We start from the raw sequence: 14,243 nt of genomic DNA, 5'->3' as shown, positions 1-14,243 counted from the left end.
GGTCGACACGCGGGTAGACACGAGTGTTGGCGCGCGACCGTTCGCTGCCGGGCGCGCCAGTCAGAACTGATGGGTATTTTTACGCGGGGACGGGAGACACGGGTATGGACTACGACCCGCAGGCGATCGAGGAGCGCTGGCGGCAGCGCTGGCGGGAGAACGGCCGGTACGAGGCCGATCCCGCCGACGATGCCGAGGGGGAGGATGCGACCTTCGTCACGGTTCCCTACCCCTACCCCAGCGGCGGGATGCACATCGGCCACGCCCGCACGTACACGGTGCCGGACGCCTACGCGCGCTACCGGCGCCAGCAGGGCGACAACGTGCTGTTCCCGATGGCGTGGCACGTCACCGGGACGCCGATCATCGGCGCCGTCGAACGTCTGAAGAAGGGCGAAGAGGAGCAGCTCTCGGTGCTGCAGGACACGTACAACGTCCCCGAGGAGGACCTGAGCGATCTGGAGACGCCGATGGGGTACGCGGAGTACTTCATCGAGGAGCACTACAAGAAGGGGATGAAGTCCCTGGGCCTGTCGGTCGACTGGCGCCGGGAGTTCACGACCAACGACGAGCGCTACTCGAAGTTCATCGAGTGGCAGTACCAGCGCCTGAAGGAGAAGGGACTCGTGGAGAAGGGGCTCCACCCGGTGAACTACTGCACCGAGGAGGAACAGCCCGTCACCACGCACGACCTGCTGGAGGGCGAGGAGGCCGAGTTCCAGGAGTACACGCTGATCCGGTTCCGCGGAGACTCGCCGGATAACGGGGACGCCGTCTTCCCGATGGCCACGCTCCGCCCCGAGACGGTTCGCGGCGTCACGAACGCCTACGTCGACCCCGACGCGACGTACGTCCGCGCGACCGTCGACGGCGAGACGTGGGTGATCTCCGAAGACGCCGCCGAGAAGTTCCGCCTGCAGGACCGCGAGGTCGCGGTCGAGGCCGAGTTCGCGGGCAGCGAGATCGTCGGCACCAGCGTCGAGAACCCCGTCACGGGCGACGACGTGCTGATCCTGCCCGCCGGCTTCGTCGACGCCGACAACGCGACGGGCGTCGTGATGTCGGTGCCGGCCCACTCGCCGGACGACTACGTCGCGCTGCAGGAGCTGAAGGGGCGGGCCGACGAGCTGACCGCGTACGGGATCAACCCGGAGGCGGTTCGCGGGATCGAACCGATCCCGATCCTCACAATCGAGGGGTACGGCGACGTTCCCGCGAAGTCCGCCGTCGAGGAGTACGGGATCGAGTCGAGCAACGACCCCGCGTTGGAGGAAGCGACGAACGACCTGTACAACGCGGAGTTCCACTCCGGGATCCTGAACGACGAGTACGGCGAGTTCGCGGGCGAGGTCGTCGAGGACGTCCGCGACGCGTTCCGCGAGCACCACGCCGGCGACGCGTTCGACACGATGCAGGAGTTCAGCGAGGAGGTCGTCTGTCGCTGCGGCGGCGACGTGGAGGTCGCCTACCAGGACACGTGGTTCCTGCGATACAACGACGAGGAGTGGATGGAGAAGACCCGGCGGGCGATCGGGAACCTCGACGCGATCCCGGAGAACACCCGCGGCGAGTACGAACACACCGTCGGCTGGCTGGAGGAGTGGCCCTGCATCCGGAACTACGGGCTGGGCACGCGGCTGCCGTGGGACGACGAGTTCGTGATCGAGCCGCTGTCGGACTCGACGCTGTACATGTCCTACTACACGGTCGCTCCGCACATCCAGGACGTGCCCGTCGAGGATCTGGATCCGGACTTTTTCGACGCGATGTTCTACGGCGAGGACGCCGTCGACGATCCGGACGAGCAAGCGCTGGAGCTGGGCGAGGAGTGGGACTACTGGTACCCCGTCGACTACCGCTTCTCGGGCAACGACCTGATCACGAACCACCTGACGTTCTACCTCTACCACCACGCCGAGTTCTTCCCCGAGCCGAAGTGGCCCCAGGGGATCGTCGTGATGGGGATGGGCCTGCTGGAGGGGCAGAAGATGTCCTCCTCGAAGGGCCACGTCGTGCTGCCGGGCGAGGCGATCTCGGAGTTCGGTGCCGACACCGTTCGGTTCTTCCTGCTGAACGCCTCCGAGCCGTGGCAGGACTACGACTGGCGCGAGGACGCCGTCGAGAGCACCCACGACCAGCTGCGGCGGTTCTACAACCGCGGGCAGGAGCTGGTCGCGGGTGAGCCGGGCGACCGCGACGCCGTCACCGACGTGGACCGCTGGCTGCTGTCGAAGCTCCAGACCACGATCGAGACGGCGACCGACGCGATGGAGCGCTCCGAGACCCGGACCGCCACGCAGGCGGCCTTCTACGGCTTCGACGAGCACCTGAAGTGGTACCGTCGCCGCGCCGACCTCAACCGGCCGGGCGCGCGCTGGACGCTGCGACACGCCCTCGAGACGCGCCTGCGCCTGCTGGCGCCGTTCACGCCGTTCCTCGCGAACGAACTCCACGAGGACCTGACGGGCACGCCCGCCGAGGACGCGCCGTGGCCCGAGGTCGACGAGGCGCTGCGCGCGCCCGAGCTGGAACTGCAGGAGGAGCGCGTGCAGGCGCTGGTCGACGACATCAACGAGGTCGCGGACGTGACCGACACCGACCCGGAGACGATCCGGATCTACGCCGCCGCCGACTGGAAGCACACCGTGTTCGAGGCGGTCCGCGAGGCCGGCGCCGACGTGGGCGCGGTGATGAGCGAGGTGATGAGCGACCCCGACCTGCGCGAACGCGGCAACGAGGTCAACGAGGTCGCACAGGACGCGGTGGAGTTCGCCCGCGACTACGACGACGAGGAGCTGGCGGATCTGCTCGACATGGACGAGCGGGGCGCCTACGAGAGCGCCGCGGCGTTCCTCGAACGCGAGTTCGACGCCGAGGTCGAGGTGTACGCCGAGGACGACGAGGACGTGGTGGACCCGGCGGATCGCGCGGGGAACGCGATCCCGTTCCGTCCCGCGATCCATCTGGAGTAGACCCTCGACCTTTTGCTGCGGTCGCTCGTTTTCACTCGCTCCCTGGCAAAAGCTCGGCCAAAAGCCGTCGTCACCCCCGTTGGGGGTTCCTCGGCCTGCTCGCTCACGTTGTTCGCTCGCAGTCTGCGTTTAGAGCACAACAGCATCTCGACCGTTGACCACTTGCGACCGCAGTGCGCCGGACACGAGGTCCGTCATCAGAAATCGAAGATTTCTGATTGGCAGACGAGAGCCTGCGGCTTTCGTCAACGGCGCTGACCGAGAATCCCCACCCCTCCCCCCGCGCTCGCCGACCGTCGGCGAGCGCGAGGCGTCCACCGCCACCGCTGCGGCTGTCGGCGCGAACCCGTCGCCGCTGCGTCGGCGACGTAGCGCGAGGGACGAGTGAACGACCGAAGGGAGTGAACGAGTCGGCTGGGGAGGTGTGAGGGCTGTGCGGCGCGGTTGCGGTCACAAGTGGTCAGGCTCATCCGCGGTCGTGGTCGCAGTCGAACCACCGACCGCCACGGCGCTGTCCACAGTCGAACCACCGACTGCCGCGCTGCTGTTCGTGCTCACTACGAAGACCTCGACGCCCGAAAAGACAGACTCTGCTAAACGACTGAACCTGAAGAATCAGGCCAGGCCGAGCAGGTCGAAGCTCGTCCCGTTGTCCCGCTCGTTGGCGTGCTCGTACACGACGTGCGCCGCCGCAACGTCCTGGATCGCCAGCCCCGTCGAGTCGAACACCGTCACGCCGTCCTCGGCCGTTCGACCCGCCTTGTCGCCGACGACGATCTCGCCGATCTCGCCGTAGAGGTCGTCGTCGTCCAGCACGCCCTCGCTCCAGGGGACGTTGATCTCGCCGGAGTGAGTCGTCTGCGCGTAGTCATCGATCACCAGCTTCGCGTCCAGCAGCACGTCGTCCTCGATCTCGTGTTTCCCCTCGGCGTCGGCGCCCATCGCGTTGATGTGCGTGTGCTCGCCCACGTCCTCCGGACCGATGATGGGGTTCCGGACGGGCGTCACCGTCGAGAGCACGTCGCAGTGGGCGGCGTCGCTCGGCGTGCCCGAACGGACCGTGAAGCGGTCCTCGAACGCCTCGATGAACGCCTCCACGCGGGCCTCGTCGAGGTCGGAGATGACGACCTCCTCGATGTCCCGGATCTCCGAGATGGCTTCGAGCTGGCTGTACGCCTGCACGCCCGCGCCGACGATCCCCATCGAGCTGGCGTCCTCGACGGCGAGGTGGTCGGTCGCGACGGCGGCGGCGGCGCCAGTGCGCTGCATCGTGAGCTCGGTGCCGTCCATGATCGACAGCGGGAACGCGTTCTCCGGCTCGGAGTAGATCATGGTCCCCATCACCGTCGGCAGGTCGAACTGCTCCTCGTTGTCGGTGTGGACGTTGACCCACTTGATCCCGGCCGCGTCCCACTCGCCCGTGTCGAGGTAGGCGGGCATCGAGCGGAAGTCGCCGTTGTACTGCGGCAGGTCGATGTAGGACTTCGCGGGCATCTTCGCGTTCCCGTGCTCGTAGGCGGCAAAGGCCTCCTCGATCGCCGGAATCAGCTCCGCCATCGAGGTGTTGTGATGGACGTCCTCGCTGTTGAGAAGCAGCGTCTCCATGACTGGGCGTTTCTGAAGGCGTGGCCTTAATTGTGTCAGTATCTGGCTGGCGTCGTCGACTCGGTGTTCGTTGTTAGTGGTTGACTGTTGTGTCGGGGAGGGTGACGAAACTCTCCGGATACGGCGCCAGCAACACGATGAAAGCCCCTGCCCGCTCGGCTCGGGCGCCTCGATGTGCTCCTCGCTCCGTTCGCTTCGCTCACTCCGCTGCGGTGCTTACGTCGGCGTCCTTCGCCGAGCGGACAGCCCCTTTCAGTCCCACCCGACTGCACAGCCCTCACACCTCCCCAACCGATTCGCTCACTCACTTCGCTCGTTCGCTCATCCCTCGCGCTGAGGCGAGCCACGAGGGCTCGCCCGTTTCGCGCCACCGCACAGCCGTCGCTGGCGGGGATGACGAACGCGAGTCGAAAACAGCGACTCGTTACTCGAATCCGCCGGCGTCGAGCGCCGCATCCACACCTGCGTCGTCGTGGATCACCGCCGACACCGCACGAGCGATCTGCTCGGGCTGCTCGTGCTGGAAGATGCTCCGCCCCATCGACACCCCCGAGGCGCCGGCGTCCATCGCCCCGCGAACCATCTCGACGGTCTGTCGGTTCGTCCCCTTGCTCCCGCCGGCGATCAGCACGGGCAGCTCCGTCGACTCGACGACGCGCTCGAAGCTCTCCGCGTCGCCGGAGTAGCCCGTCTTCACGAGATCCGCACCGAGCTCCTCGCCCAGCCGAACCGCGTGGCCCAGCGACTCGGGGTCGGTGCTGTCGACGCCCTCGCCGCGGGCGTACGTCATCGCCAGTACGGGCATCCCGAACTCGCGGGCCTGCTCCGTCACGTCCGCCAACTGCTCGATCTGTTTGGGCTCGTACTTGCTGCCGACGTTGAGGTGGAGCGACACCGCGTCGGCGCCGGCCTGCACGGCCTCCTTCACGGTTCCCGTGACGCGTTTGTCGTCCTCGTCGGGGCCGATCGTGGTCGAGGCGTTGAGGTGGATCACGTAGCCCGCGCCGTTCTTGTTCGGGTGGACCCGGGGGGCGATCCCCTTCTGGGTGAGCACGGCGTCGGCGCCGCCGCGAGTCACAGCGTCGATCGTCGATTCGATCTCGGCCAACCCCTGCACGGCGCCCATCGTGATGCCGTGATCCATCGGCACCATGAGGACGTTCCCGTCGGTGGAGAGGCGGTCAAGTCGGGCTGCTCTGCCGGCGTCGGTGGGTGTGAGTCGTGGCATGAGTGTGTGTTACTGCGTGGTGCTGCTAGTGTGGTACACTGTGGCAAGCGGGGGCTTGAGAGTTCCGCTCCCCGCTTCCCTATTGTCTTTCCGTTTCCGGCGATTCTCGGGCGCCCCGGAGCGCGCCCTCCTTGAGTTCGTGGGCCTTCTCCCGGAGGTCGTCGGCCACGTCAGCGGTCGGACGGTCGTTCTCGACGCCGTCGGCAACGATATCCACGAGCGCGGAGCCGACGATGATGCCGTCGGCACCCGCGGAAACGACCCGGGCGGCGTGATCGCCCGAGGAGATGCCGAAGCCGACGGCCTTGGGCACGTCCCAGTCCGAAATCCGCGCGAGGCTCTCGGCGGTCTGGTCGGACACGTCCGCCTGTGCGCCCGTGACGCCCAGTCGGGCCTGCACGTACACGTAGCCCGAGACGCGCTCGCGGATGGTTTCGAGCCGGTCGTCGGTGGTCGTCGGCGCGACGATGAACACGAGGTCGAGGCCGAACTCGTCGCAGGCCGCCCGGAGGTCGTCGGCCTCCTCGGCGGGCAGGTCCGGCACGACGAACCCGTCGATGCCGACCTCGGCAGCGCGCTTCACGAACGGCCGCGGCCCGGGTGCGGTATGATCGCCCTCCCCCGCCGCGGTGCCGGACTCGGCGCCGTAGCGGAAGATGAGGTTGTAGTAGGTCATGCAGACCAGCGGCACGTCCACGTCGAGGTCGTCGACGAACTCGAAGTACGCCTCGGGGGTGATGCCGCCCGAGAGTGAGCGGACGACCGCCTGCTGGATCGTCGGCCCCTCCGCGATCGGTTCGGAGAACGGCAGACCGAGTTCGACGCAGTCGGCGCCCCCCTCGACGAGCGCTTCGACGTACTGCTTCGACGAGGGGATGTCGGGGTCACCGACCGCGAGGTAGGGGATGAACGCCGGCTCGTCGTCGGCGAACGCCTCGGGCAGCCGGCTCATAGTCCCCCCGCGAACTCGCTCATGTCCGGCGCGTTCGGAATCGACCGCTTGTCGGTCTCCTCGATCACGGTCTCGAGGTCCTTGTCGCCCCGGCCGGAGAGGTTCACGACGATGCGGTCACCGAGCGCGTCCGCGGCCTCGTCGTCGGCGTCGGGGCCCAACACCTCCTCCAGATACGCCAGCGCGTGGGAGCTCTCCAGCGCGGGGATGATCCCCTCCTCCTGCGAGAGTCGGTGGAACGCCTCCAGCGCGGCGTCGTCGCCGACGTTGACCGCAGTCACGCGGTTCTCGTCGACGAGGTGGGCGAGTTCCGGCCCGACGCCCGCGTAGTCCAGCCCCGCGGAGACGGAGTGGGACTCGACGATCTGTCCCCACTCGTCCTGTAGCACCTTCGTGCGGGCGCCGTGGAGCACGCCCTGCCCGCCCGTCGAGAGCGAGGCGGAGTTGGGGGCGACCCCCTCCTCCTCGTCGACGGCGAGCGAAGAGCCGCCCGCCTCGACGGCGAGGAGGGTCACGTCCTCGTTCTCGGTGAACCGCGCGAACGCGCCCATCGTGTTCGACCCGCCGCCCGCGCAGGCGACGACCGAATCGGGCAGCGTGCCGAACTGCTCTCGCGACTGCTTCTTCGCTTCCTCGCTGATCACCGACTGGAACTCCCGGACCATCTCCGGGAACGGCGCGGGGCCGACGACGCTGCCGACGACGTAGTGGGTGTCGTCGACGTTGGTCGCCCAGTCCCGCATCGTCTCGCTGATGGCCTCCTTCAGCGTCCCGCGACCCGCGGTGACGGGGTTGAGTTCGGCACCGTTGATCCGCATCCGGAACACGTTGGGGCGCTGGCGCCCGATGTCGGTCTCGCCCATGTAGATCTCGCAGGGCATGTCGAGGTGGGCCGCCGCCATCGCCGTCGCGGTGCCGTGCTGGCCCGCGCCGGTCTCGGCGACGATGCGATCCTTGCCCATGTACTTCGCGAGCAGCACCTGCCCGAGCGCGTTGTTGAGCTTGTGGGCGCCGCCGTGGAGCAGGTCCTCGCGTTTGAGGTAGATCTCCCGGCCGTAGCGGTCCGAGAGGTGTTCGGCGTGCTGCAGCGGCGTCGGCCGCCCGCCGAACTGCCGGAGGCGCTCGCGGAACTCGTCCATAAAGCCGTCCTCGTTCTCCAGCACGTAGCGCTCGTAGGCGTCCCGCAGCTCCTCGATCGCGGGCATCAGCGCCTCGGGCACGTACTGACCGCCGTACTCCCCGAACTTCCCGTCCGCAGATGAATCAGAACTCATGCGTTGACGAACTCGCTCGTGTTCTCCCGTGGGTCGCCGTCCATGATAGCGGTGCCGATCAGCAGGCCGTCGGCGCCCGCCTGGCGCATCCGCCGCGCCTCGGCGGGCGTCGAGATGCCGGACTCCGCGAGCAGCGTCGCGTCCTCGGGCACCGTGGGCGCCACCTCCTCGAACGTCCCGAGATCCACGTCCAGCGCCGCCAGATCGCGGTTGTTGATCCCGATTATCTCCGCGCCCGCCGCGATCGCTCGTTCGACTTCCTCGCGGGTGTGTACCTCGACGAGCACCTGCATCCCCCGTTCTCGTGCCGCCTCGATCATCGGCCCCAGATCGTCGCCGAGGAACCGCGCGATCAGCAGCACCACGTCCGCCTCGACCGCGTCCAACTGCGCCTCTTCGAGGAGGAAATCCTTGCGCAGGACGGGCACGTCGACGGCCGCGCGGACGCGCTCGTAGTTCTCGACCGACCCGCCGAAATGGTCGGGCTCGGTGAGCACCGAGAGCGCGGCGGCGCCGCCGGTGACCATCTCCTCGGCCAGTTCGACGGGGTCGCGGTCGCTCTCGCCCTCGGTCGTGGGGCTGGTCGGCTTCACTTCCGCGACGACCGGGGTCCGCCCCGCGGCCTCGGCCGCCGCGAACGCCGCCGGGAGCGATCGCGCGCCGTCGACGGCCACGCGCTCGTCCCCGCCGGGGCGCTCGCGGGCGGCGTCGAGGATGGACTGCACCGCGGGCGCCACCTCGTTGCTGTTCATACTTGTACACTAATGTACGGAACTGTTCAAAAGACTTGCGACCCCGGTCGCCCGTGCCCGGCGCTGCCGTCGGGTTCAAGGCCGCGAACGCCCTCCGTTCGACCGATGGAAGACGCCGGCATCTACGCGCGGGAGTCAGAGGTCCTCGGCCGTCCGGTTCAGATCGCGGTCGCCAGCAGTCAGGTGATCGACGTGTCGTTCCCCGACCGCATTCCGGACGACGCCGAGCCCGAGCACCCGATATTGGACCGCGTGTTCGACTACCTCGACGGCGACGACGAGGAGTTCGAGGACGTGGCGGTCGCGATCACCGTGCCGACGGACCAGCGTGCGGTGCTCGACGCCGTCTGTCAGATTCCCTACGGCGAGGTCGGCAACACGCGGCAGGTCGCCCACATGGCCAACCTGAATCCGGACGACGAGGACGACGCCCAGACCGTCAGAACGGCGCTCCGAGCCAACCCCGTCCCGATCTTCGTCCCCGACCACCGCGTCGAGGACGCCCCCGGCGCGACGCCGAGCGACGTGGCGGCGACGCTCCGGCGGATCGAGGGGTAGCGAGAGTTCAAGTGGGAGAGCGCGACCAGCCCCGGCGTGACCTGAGCACCGACGCTGGTGGGGGAGTGGAAGTGCGGCGGTCCACCAGCGAGCAGTCGCGCCGCCTGTCAGCCCCGGTTAGTCCAGCCTGACCACGAAGTACGCGACGGCGATCACGAACAGCGCCTGCCCCGCCGTCGCGACGGCGTCGACGCCGAGGTTCACCCCGCCACCGTACGCCGCGGCAGCGCCGAGAAACAGCGCGGTGTTGCCGACGGCGTTGATCCGCGGGCCGGAGTGGACCGCCAGCGAGCGGTAGCCCGCGACGACGGCGACACCCAGAAACGCGAGCGCCAGCAGCTCCTCCACCGTTCCGATGCCGTACCGCACGCGGTACCCCCCGAACACCAGCAGCGCGACGCCGAGGAACCCGGTGAACGCGGTGCCGGCCTGAACGAGTCGCTCCCCCATATCGACCGAAGGGACGGCGGGAGATCACTTAACACCGCCGGGACTCGCGACCCTCGCCGAACCACACGCTTTTGCCCGATGGCGCGGAACCCCGGGCCGAATGGAGTTCACGGCCATCCCGGGGGTGGGTGAGAAGACGGCCGCCTCGCTGGCCGAACTCGACGACGCCGAGGGGGCGCTCCGGCGCGGCGACGTGGCCGCCATCGCGCGCTCGCCGGACATCTCCGAAGGTCGCGCCGCGGCGATCGCTCGTGGCGCGATCCGCCGGGAGCACGGCGACGACGGCGGCTTCCTCGCCACCGACCGGGCGCGGGAGATCTACGACGACGCGCTCGGCCTGCTGCAGGAGCGCGCGGTCACGACCTACGGCGAGAAGCGACTGGCGACGTTCTTCCCGAGCACCGAGCAGTCCCGGATCGAGGAGGTCCGCGCGTTCGCGACGCGGGCGATGGAGCGCGACCCCGACCCCGACCTGCTCGACGCGCTGGCCGGCGTCGAACCGCTCGAACCCGCCGAGGGGATTCGGGTTCGGGAGCGCTGTGTCGCGACGGCCGACGCGGAACGCTACGCCGAGGCGAAGGACGCGCTGCCCGAACTGCCCGTCGAGGTGATCGACGACCGCCGCGAACTCGGCGAACTCGGGCGCTCGTACTCGACGGTGTACGTACTCGACGCGGAGTTCGCCGGTATCGACGTGGAGGGGGACGTGCGCGTGGTCCCGGACGCGCTCGAACGCCCCGAGGAGTTCGTCCCGGAACGGACGCTCACATTCTTCGCCGACAACCGCGAGCGACTGCTCGCCGCCGCCGCGGTCCACGAGATCGCGGGCACCGAGCCCGAGTGCGACCTCGACTCCTTGCGCGCGGCGCTCGAACGGGTCGACGAGGACGGCGGCATCGTCGGCGACGACGAGCTCGATCGGCTCTCGGTGGCGGTCGACGACCTCGACGCCGCCGTGAGCACCGCGGAGTCGGTCGGCAACGACCACCTGCGGGACGCCATCGGCGAGCGCGACGTGACCATCGAGGGAACGGACTTCCTCTCGCTGGTCGAGCAGGGCGCCCGCGTCGACTCGCTGCTCTCCCGTGAGCTGGCCGACGACTACGATCGGGCGGTCGAACTCGCCCGCGAGCACGTCGTCGACAGCCTCGACCTCGACGCCGGCGAGGCGGAGTTCGTCGAGCGGGTGTTCGGCGGCGAGCCCTCGTTCCCGCTGGAACACAACGAGGAGGCGGTCTCCCGGCTCCGAACCGAACTCACCGCCGACCGCGACCGGCGTGCGAACCGGCTCGAGACGGAGCTCGCGGCCGAGCTCCGGGAGCTCCGCGAGCCCGCCGAGTCGCTGGTCGACGCGGCACTGGAACTCGACGTGGAACTCGCGATTTCGCGGTTCGCCCGCGACTTCGACTGCACGATGCCCACTCTCGGCGGCGAGGGGTTCGAGATCGAGGGCGGGCGCTCGCCCTTACTGGACGTCCCGTTCGAGGCGGTCGATCCCGTCGACTACGGCGTCGAGGGGGTGACGCTGCTCTCCGGCGTGAACTCCGGGGGGAAGACCTCGACGCTCGATCTCGTGGGGCTGATCGTCGTGCTCGCGCACATGGGGCTGCCCGTCCCCGCCGAGGACGCCCGCGTCGGGCAAGTGTCGGAGCTGCACTACTACGCCAAGTCACAGGGCACCCTCGACGCCGGCGCGTTCGAGAGCACGCTCCGGGAGTTCGGCGACCTCGTGGAGGGCGCGGACGGGCGGCTCGTGCTCGTCGACGAACTGGAGTCGATCACCGAGCCCGGCGCCTCCGCCAAGATCATCGCCGGGATCCTGGAGGAGCTCCACGAGCAGGGCGCCAGCGCCGTGTTCGTCTCCCACCTCGCGGACGGCATCCGCGAGGCGGCGAGCTTCGAGGTGGCGGTCGACGGGATCGAGGCCGTCGGACTTGTCGACGGCGAGCTCCGCGTCGATCGCTCGCCGAAGAAAGATCACCTCGCGCGGTCGACCCCCGAACTCATCGTCGAGAAGCTCGCTGGCGACGCCGAGAACGGCTTCTACCGGGACCTGCTGGAGAAGTTCTGAGCCGTCTCGGTCGAACGCTAAAACGGCTCTTTGTGTTTACCTAACCTCTTTGAAGTAACCACTCCAACTCGGAGTCGTCCCTGCTTCGGCCCTCCAACACGCCTCGCAGGGCGCTACTCGTTCTCGACTTCGAACCGCTCGAACGTCTCGCCGTCGACGGTCGTGAGTCGGCCGCTCAGCCCCTCGGCCGTCGGTTCGAGTACGGCGAACGACTGCCTCGCCCCCCGGGGGTCGGCGTGACTCCCGGGGTTGAGCAGCGTCAGGCTCCCCTCCCCGTCGACGACGGGGCGGTGCGTGTGCCCCGAGACGACGAGGTCGGCGCCGCGTTCCCGGCCGAACATGGCCAGCCCGGTCGCCCCGCCGCGCTGGCGGTGGGTGGCGGCGATCCGGACGCCGGCGTAGGACAGCGTCGTCGCTTCGGGGAGTCGGTCGGTCACCGCGGCGCCGTCGCGGTTGCCGTACACCGCGCGCAGATCGGCCGCAGCCTCGTGGAACGCGTCGAGGACGGCCTCGGCCGTGAAGTCGCCGGCGTGGAGCACCAGATCGGCGTCGGCGACGGCGTCTTCGGCGGCACCGACGAGCCCGGTTCCCTCGGTCCGGTGGGTGTCGGAGAGCACGATCAGCATACGCCGGTCTCCGCACCCGGCCGGGAAAAGCGGTGCGGGCCGTCCCGGGCGACACCGATAAGGCGCTGTCTCGTGACGCCCCGACCATGGCTAGCAGCACTGGCGTCGTGCTGGCGGCGTTGATCGCCAACGGCGCCATCGCGATCATGAAGTTCGTCGGCTTCCTCCTGACCGGGAGCCCGTCGATGCTCTCCGAGACGTACCACTCCATCTCCGACACCGGCAATCAGGTGTTCCTCCTCATCGGCATCCGCTACTCCAAGAAAGAGTCCAGCCGCGAGCACCCCTTCGGCTACGGCAAGGCCCAGTTCTTCTACGCCTTCCTCGTCTCCGTGCTCCTGTTCGGGATCGCGGGCTGGGAGAGCCTGAACCACGGGATCCACGCGATCCAGACCGCCGGCCACGCCGAGGCCGGGAAGTTCACTGTCCCCCTCGTCGGCGCCCGGGTCGAGACGTTCTGGCTCAACGTCGTCGTGCTCTCCGGGGCGATCGCCTTCGAGGCGTGGGCGCTCGCGAAGGCCAACGCCGAACTCCAGAGCCAGATGGAGCAGTTCGGCTGGGGGTCGATCCGCGAGGCGTTCGGCAAGACCAGCGACGTGACGACGCTGACGGCGTTCACCGAGGACACCATCGCGCTGGCGGGGGCGGCGATCGCGCTGGTCGGCGTCGTGCTCTCGCGGTACACGGGCAACGGGATCTACGACGCCGTCTCGGCGGCGATCATCGGCCTCCTCCTGATGGGTTTTGCCCTCGCGCTGGCGTGGGAGAACAAGCGCCTGCTACTGGGCGAGAGCCTCCCGGCGGACGTCGAGCGCGAGCTCCAAGGTATCGTCACCGACCACGCGGCGGTCGTCCACGTCGACTCGTTCCGGACCGTCTTCTTCGGCCCGCAGAACGCGATGGTCGCCGTCGAGATCAGCGTCGACTCCGACCTCGCGGCCGAGGCGATCGACGACGCCATCCACGAGATCGAGGCCGACCTCGAGGCCGCCGACAGCCGCGTCTCGACCATCTACATCGAGCCCAAACAGTGAGCGCCGACCGGGGACTCTAAGGCGGGCGATCCGGTACGGTGGGCCGTGCCGCGGTTCGACTACCCCTGTCCCGACTGCCACGCCGCCAGCAGCCTCCACGACGCCGGCTGTCGCTTCGAGGGGACCGAGTGGCAGACCGTCGAGCGCGCCTACGCCGACGTGCTCGCGCCCCTCTCTGCCGGCGCCCGCGAGGAGGACGACCTCCGCGATCTGGCGCCGGAGTGGGACGCGCTCCACCAGGCCGCGCTCTCACACCTCCGGCGGAGCGGCCGGGTCCAGCCCGACACCAACGGCCGCCTCGAACTCCTGACCGCCGAGGAGTACCGCGAACAGGTGTCCGAGCCGACGACGGATCCGATGCGGACCATCTACCGGCGGGGCTCCTACCCCGGCTGCCACGACAACGCGATCTTCGCGATGATCGCGTGGTACGAGATGGTCGGGCTGACTTGGCCCGAGACCCGCGAGAAAGTACTGGAGTGGCTGGAAGAGTCCGGCACGTGGGCCCGCGGCGGCTTCGAGGAGTCCTCGCCGCGGGAGCTGGTCGACAGCAAGCGCCACGTGTACGAGGCGGGCTACGGCTGGAAGGAGAAGGCGCAGGCGGCGAAACACGTCATCGAGCGCCACGCGTGAGCGAGTCGGGCTCGGGTCGCCGCCCTCGACGGCGCGGCTCCTGCCCGCGCGTTGCTTCCCGTCCCGAGCGGCCGAGTTCTCCGGCTGT

General features: G+C 69.0%; 12 protein-coding genes. 5 read left to right on the top strand and 7 right to left on the bottom strand.

All coding sequences use genetic code 11. From position 1 onward, the window contains the following. Nucleotides 1–104: 104 nt before the first annotated feature. Nucleotides 105–2,972, top strand: a complete 2,868-nt coding sequence (gene leuS, locus ACQUSM_RS13550; RefSeq protein WP_435119404.1) for a leucine--tRNA ligase — start codon at nt 105–107, stop codon at nt 2,970–2,972. A 615-nt stretch (nt 2,973–3,587) separates the two neighbouring features. On the opposite strand, the gene ACQUSM_RS13545 is transcribed toward leuS, so the two are convergent. The 5 genes from ACQUSM_RS13545 to trpC form a co-directional block, all read right to left on the bottom strand. Continuing rightward, nucleotides 3,588–4,577: an ornithine cyclodeaminase family protein gene (locus ACQUSM_RS13545; RefSeq protein WP_435119402.1), complete on the bottom strand. Its 990-nt coding sequence runs from the start codon at nt 4,575–4,577 to the stop codon at nt 3,588–3,590. A 424-nt stretch (nt 4,578–5,001) separates the two neighbouring features. Continuing rightward, a complete protein-coding gene (locus ACQUSM_RS13540) occupies nt 5,002–5,805 on the bottom strand; it encodes a 2-amino-3,7-dideoxy-D-threo-hept-6-ulosonate synthase (protein ID WP_435119400.1) in 804 nt (267 codons plus the stop codon). A 79-nt stretch (nt 5,806–5,884) separates the two neighbouring features. Then, nucleotides 5,885–6,757 (bottom strand): tryptophan synthase subunit alpha, encoded by an 873-nt coding sequence (gene trpA / locus ACQUSM_RS13535; protein WP_435119398.1) that lies wholly within the window; start codon nt 6,755–6,757, stop codon nt 5,885–5,887. Beyond that, nucleotides 6,754–8,031: a tryptophan synthase subunit beta gene (gene trpB, locus ACQUSM_RS13530; protein WP_435119396.1), complete on the bottom strand. Its 1,278-nt coding sequence runs from the start codon at nt 8,029–8,031 to the stop codon at nt 6,754–6,756. Before trpB ends, trpA begins: the two co-directional genes overlap by 4 nt. Beyond that, entirely contained in the window at nt 8,028–8,756 is a 729-nt protein-coding gene (gene trpC, locus ACQUSM_RS13525) for an indole-3-glycerol phosphate synthase (protein ID WP_435119722.1), read from the bottom strand. The genes trpB and trpC overlap by 4 nt, the downstream gene beginning before the upstream one ends. Before the next feature lie 132 nt (nt 8,757–8,888). Here trpC and ACQUSM_RS13520 point away from each other — a divergent pair, with 132 nt between their 5' ends. After that, nucleotides 8,889–9,341: an MGMT family protein gene (locus ACQUSM_RS13520; RefSeq protein ID WP_435119394.1), complete on the top strand. Its 453-nt coding sequence runs from the start codon at nt 8,889–8,891 to the stop codon at nt 9,339–9,341. Nucleotides 9,342–9,458: 117 nt separating this feature from the next. On the opposite strand, the gene ACQUSM_RS13515 is transcribed toward ACQUSM_RS13520, so the two are convergent. After that, nucleotides 9,459–9,791: a hypothetical protein gene (locus tag ACQUSM_RS13515; protein ID WP_435119392.1), complete on the bottom strand. Its 333-nt coding sequence runs from the start codon at nt 9,789–9,791 to the stop codon at nt 9,459–9,461. 100 nt (nt 9,792–9,891) lie between these two features. Between ACQUSM_RS13515 and ACQUSM_RS13510 the strand changes: the two genes are divergently transcribed. Then, nucleotides 9,892–11,862 carry a MutS-related protein gene (locus ACQUSM_RS13510; protein WP_435119391.1) on the top strand — a complete coding sequence of 657 codons (1,971 nt, stop codon included), beginning with the start codon at nt 9,892–9,894 and terminating at the stop codon, nt 11,860–11,862. Between the two features lie 113 nt (nt 11,863–11,975). Here ACQUSM_RS13510 and ACQUSM_RS13505 read toward each other — a convergent pair whose 3' ends face one another. Further along, nucleotides 11,976–12,488 (bottom strand): metallophosphoesterase, encoded by a 513-nt coding sequence (locus ACQUSM_RS13505; protein ID WP_435119390.1) that lies wholly within the window; start codon nt 12,486–12,488, stop codon nt 11,976–11,978. An 86-nt stretch (nt 12,489–12,574) separates the two neighbouring features. On the opposite strand from ACQUSM_RS13505, the gene ACQUSM_RS13500 reads away from it, so the two are divergent. Next, nucleotides 12,575–13,522, top strand: coding sequence for a cation diffusion facilitator family transporter (locus ACQUSM_RS13500; RefSeq protein ID WP_435119388.1), 948 nt, complete (start codon nt 12,575–12,577; stop codon nt 13,520–13,522). A gap of 45 nt (nt 13,523–13,567) precedes the next feature. Further along, entirely contained in the window at nt 13,568–14,155 is a 588-nt protein-coding gene (locus ACQUSM_RS13495; protein WP_435119387.1) for a DUF7474 family protein, read from the top strand. Nucleotides 14,156–14,243: the final 88 nt, after the last annotated feature.

Origin of the sequence: Halolamina sp. C58 (assembly GCF_051195095.1) — an archaeon.
Classification (GTDB): Archaea; Halobacteriota; Halobacteria; order Halobacteriales; family Haloferacaceae; genus Halolamina.
Note: the sequence above shows the minus strand (reverse complement) of the source record. Positions and strands in the feature narration are given on the sequence as shown.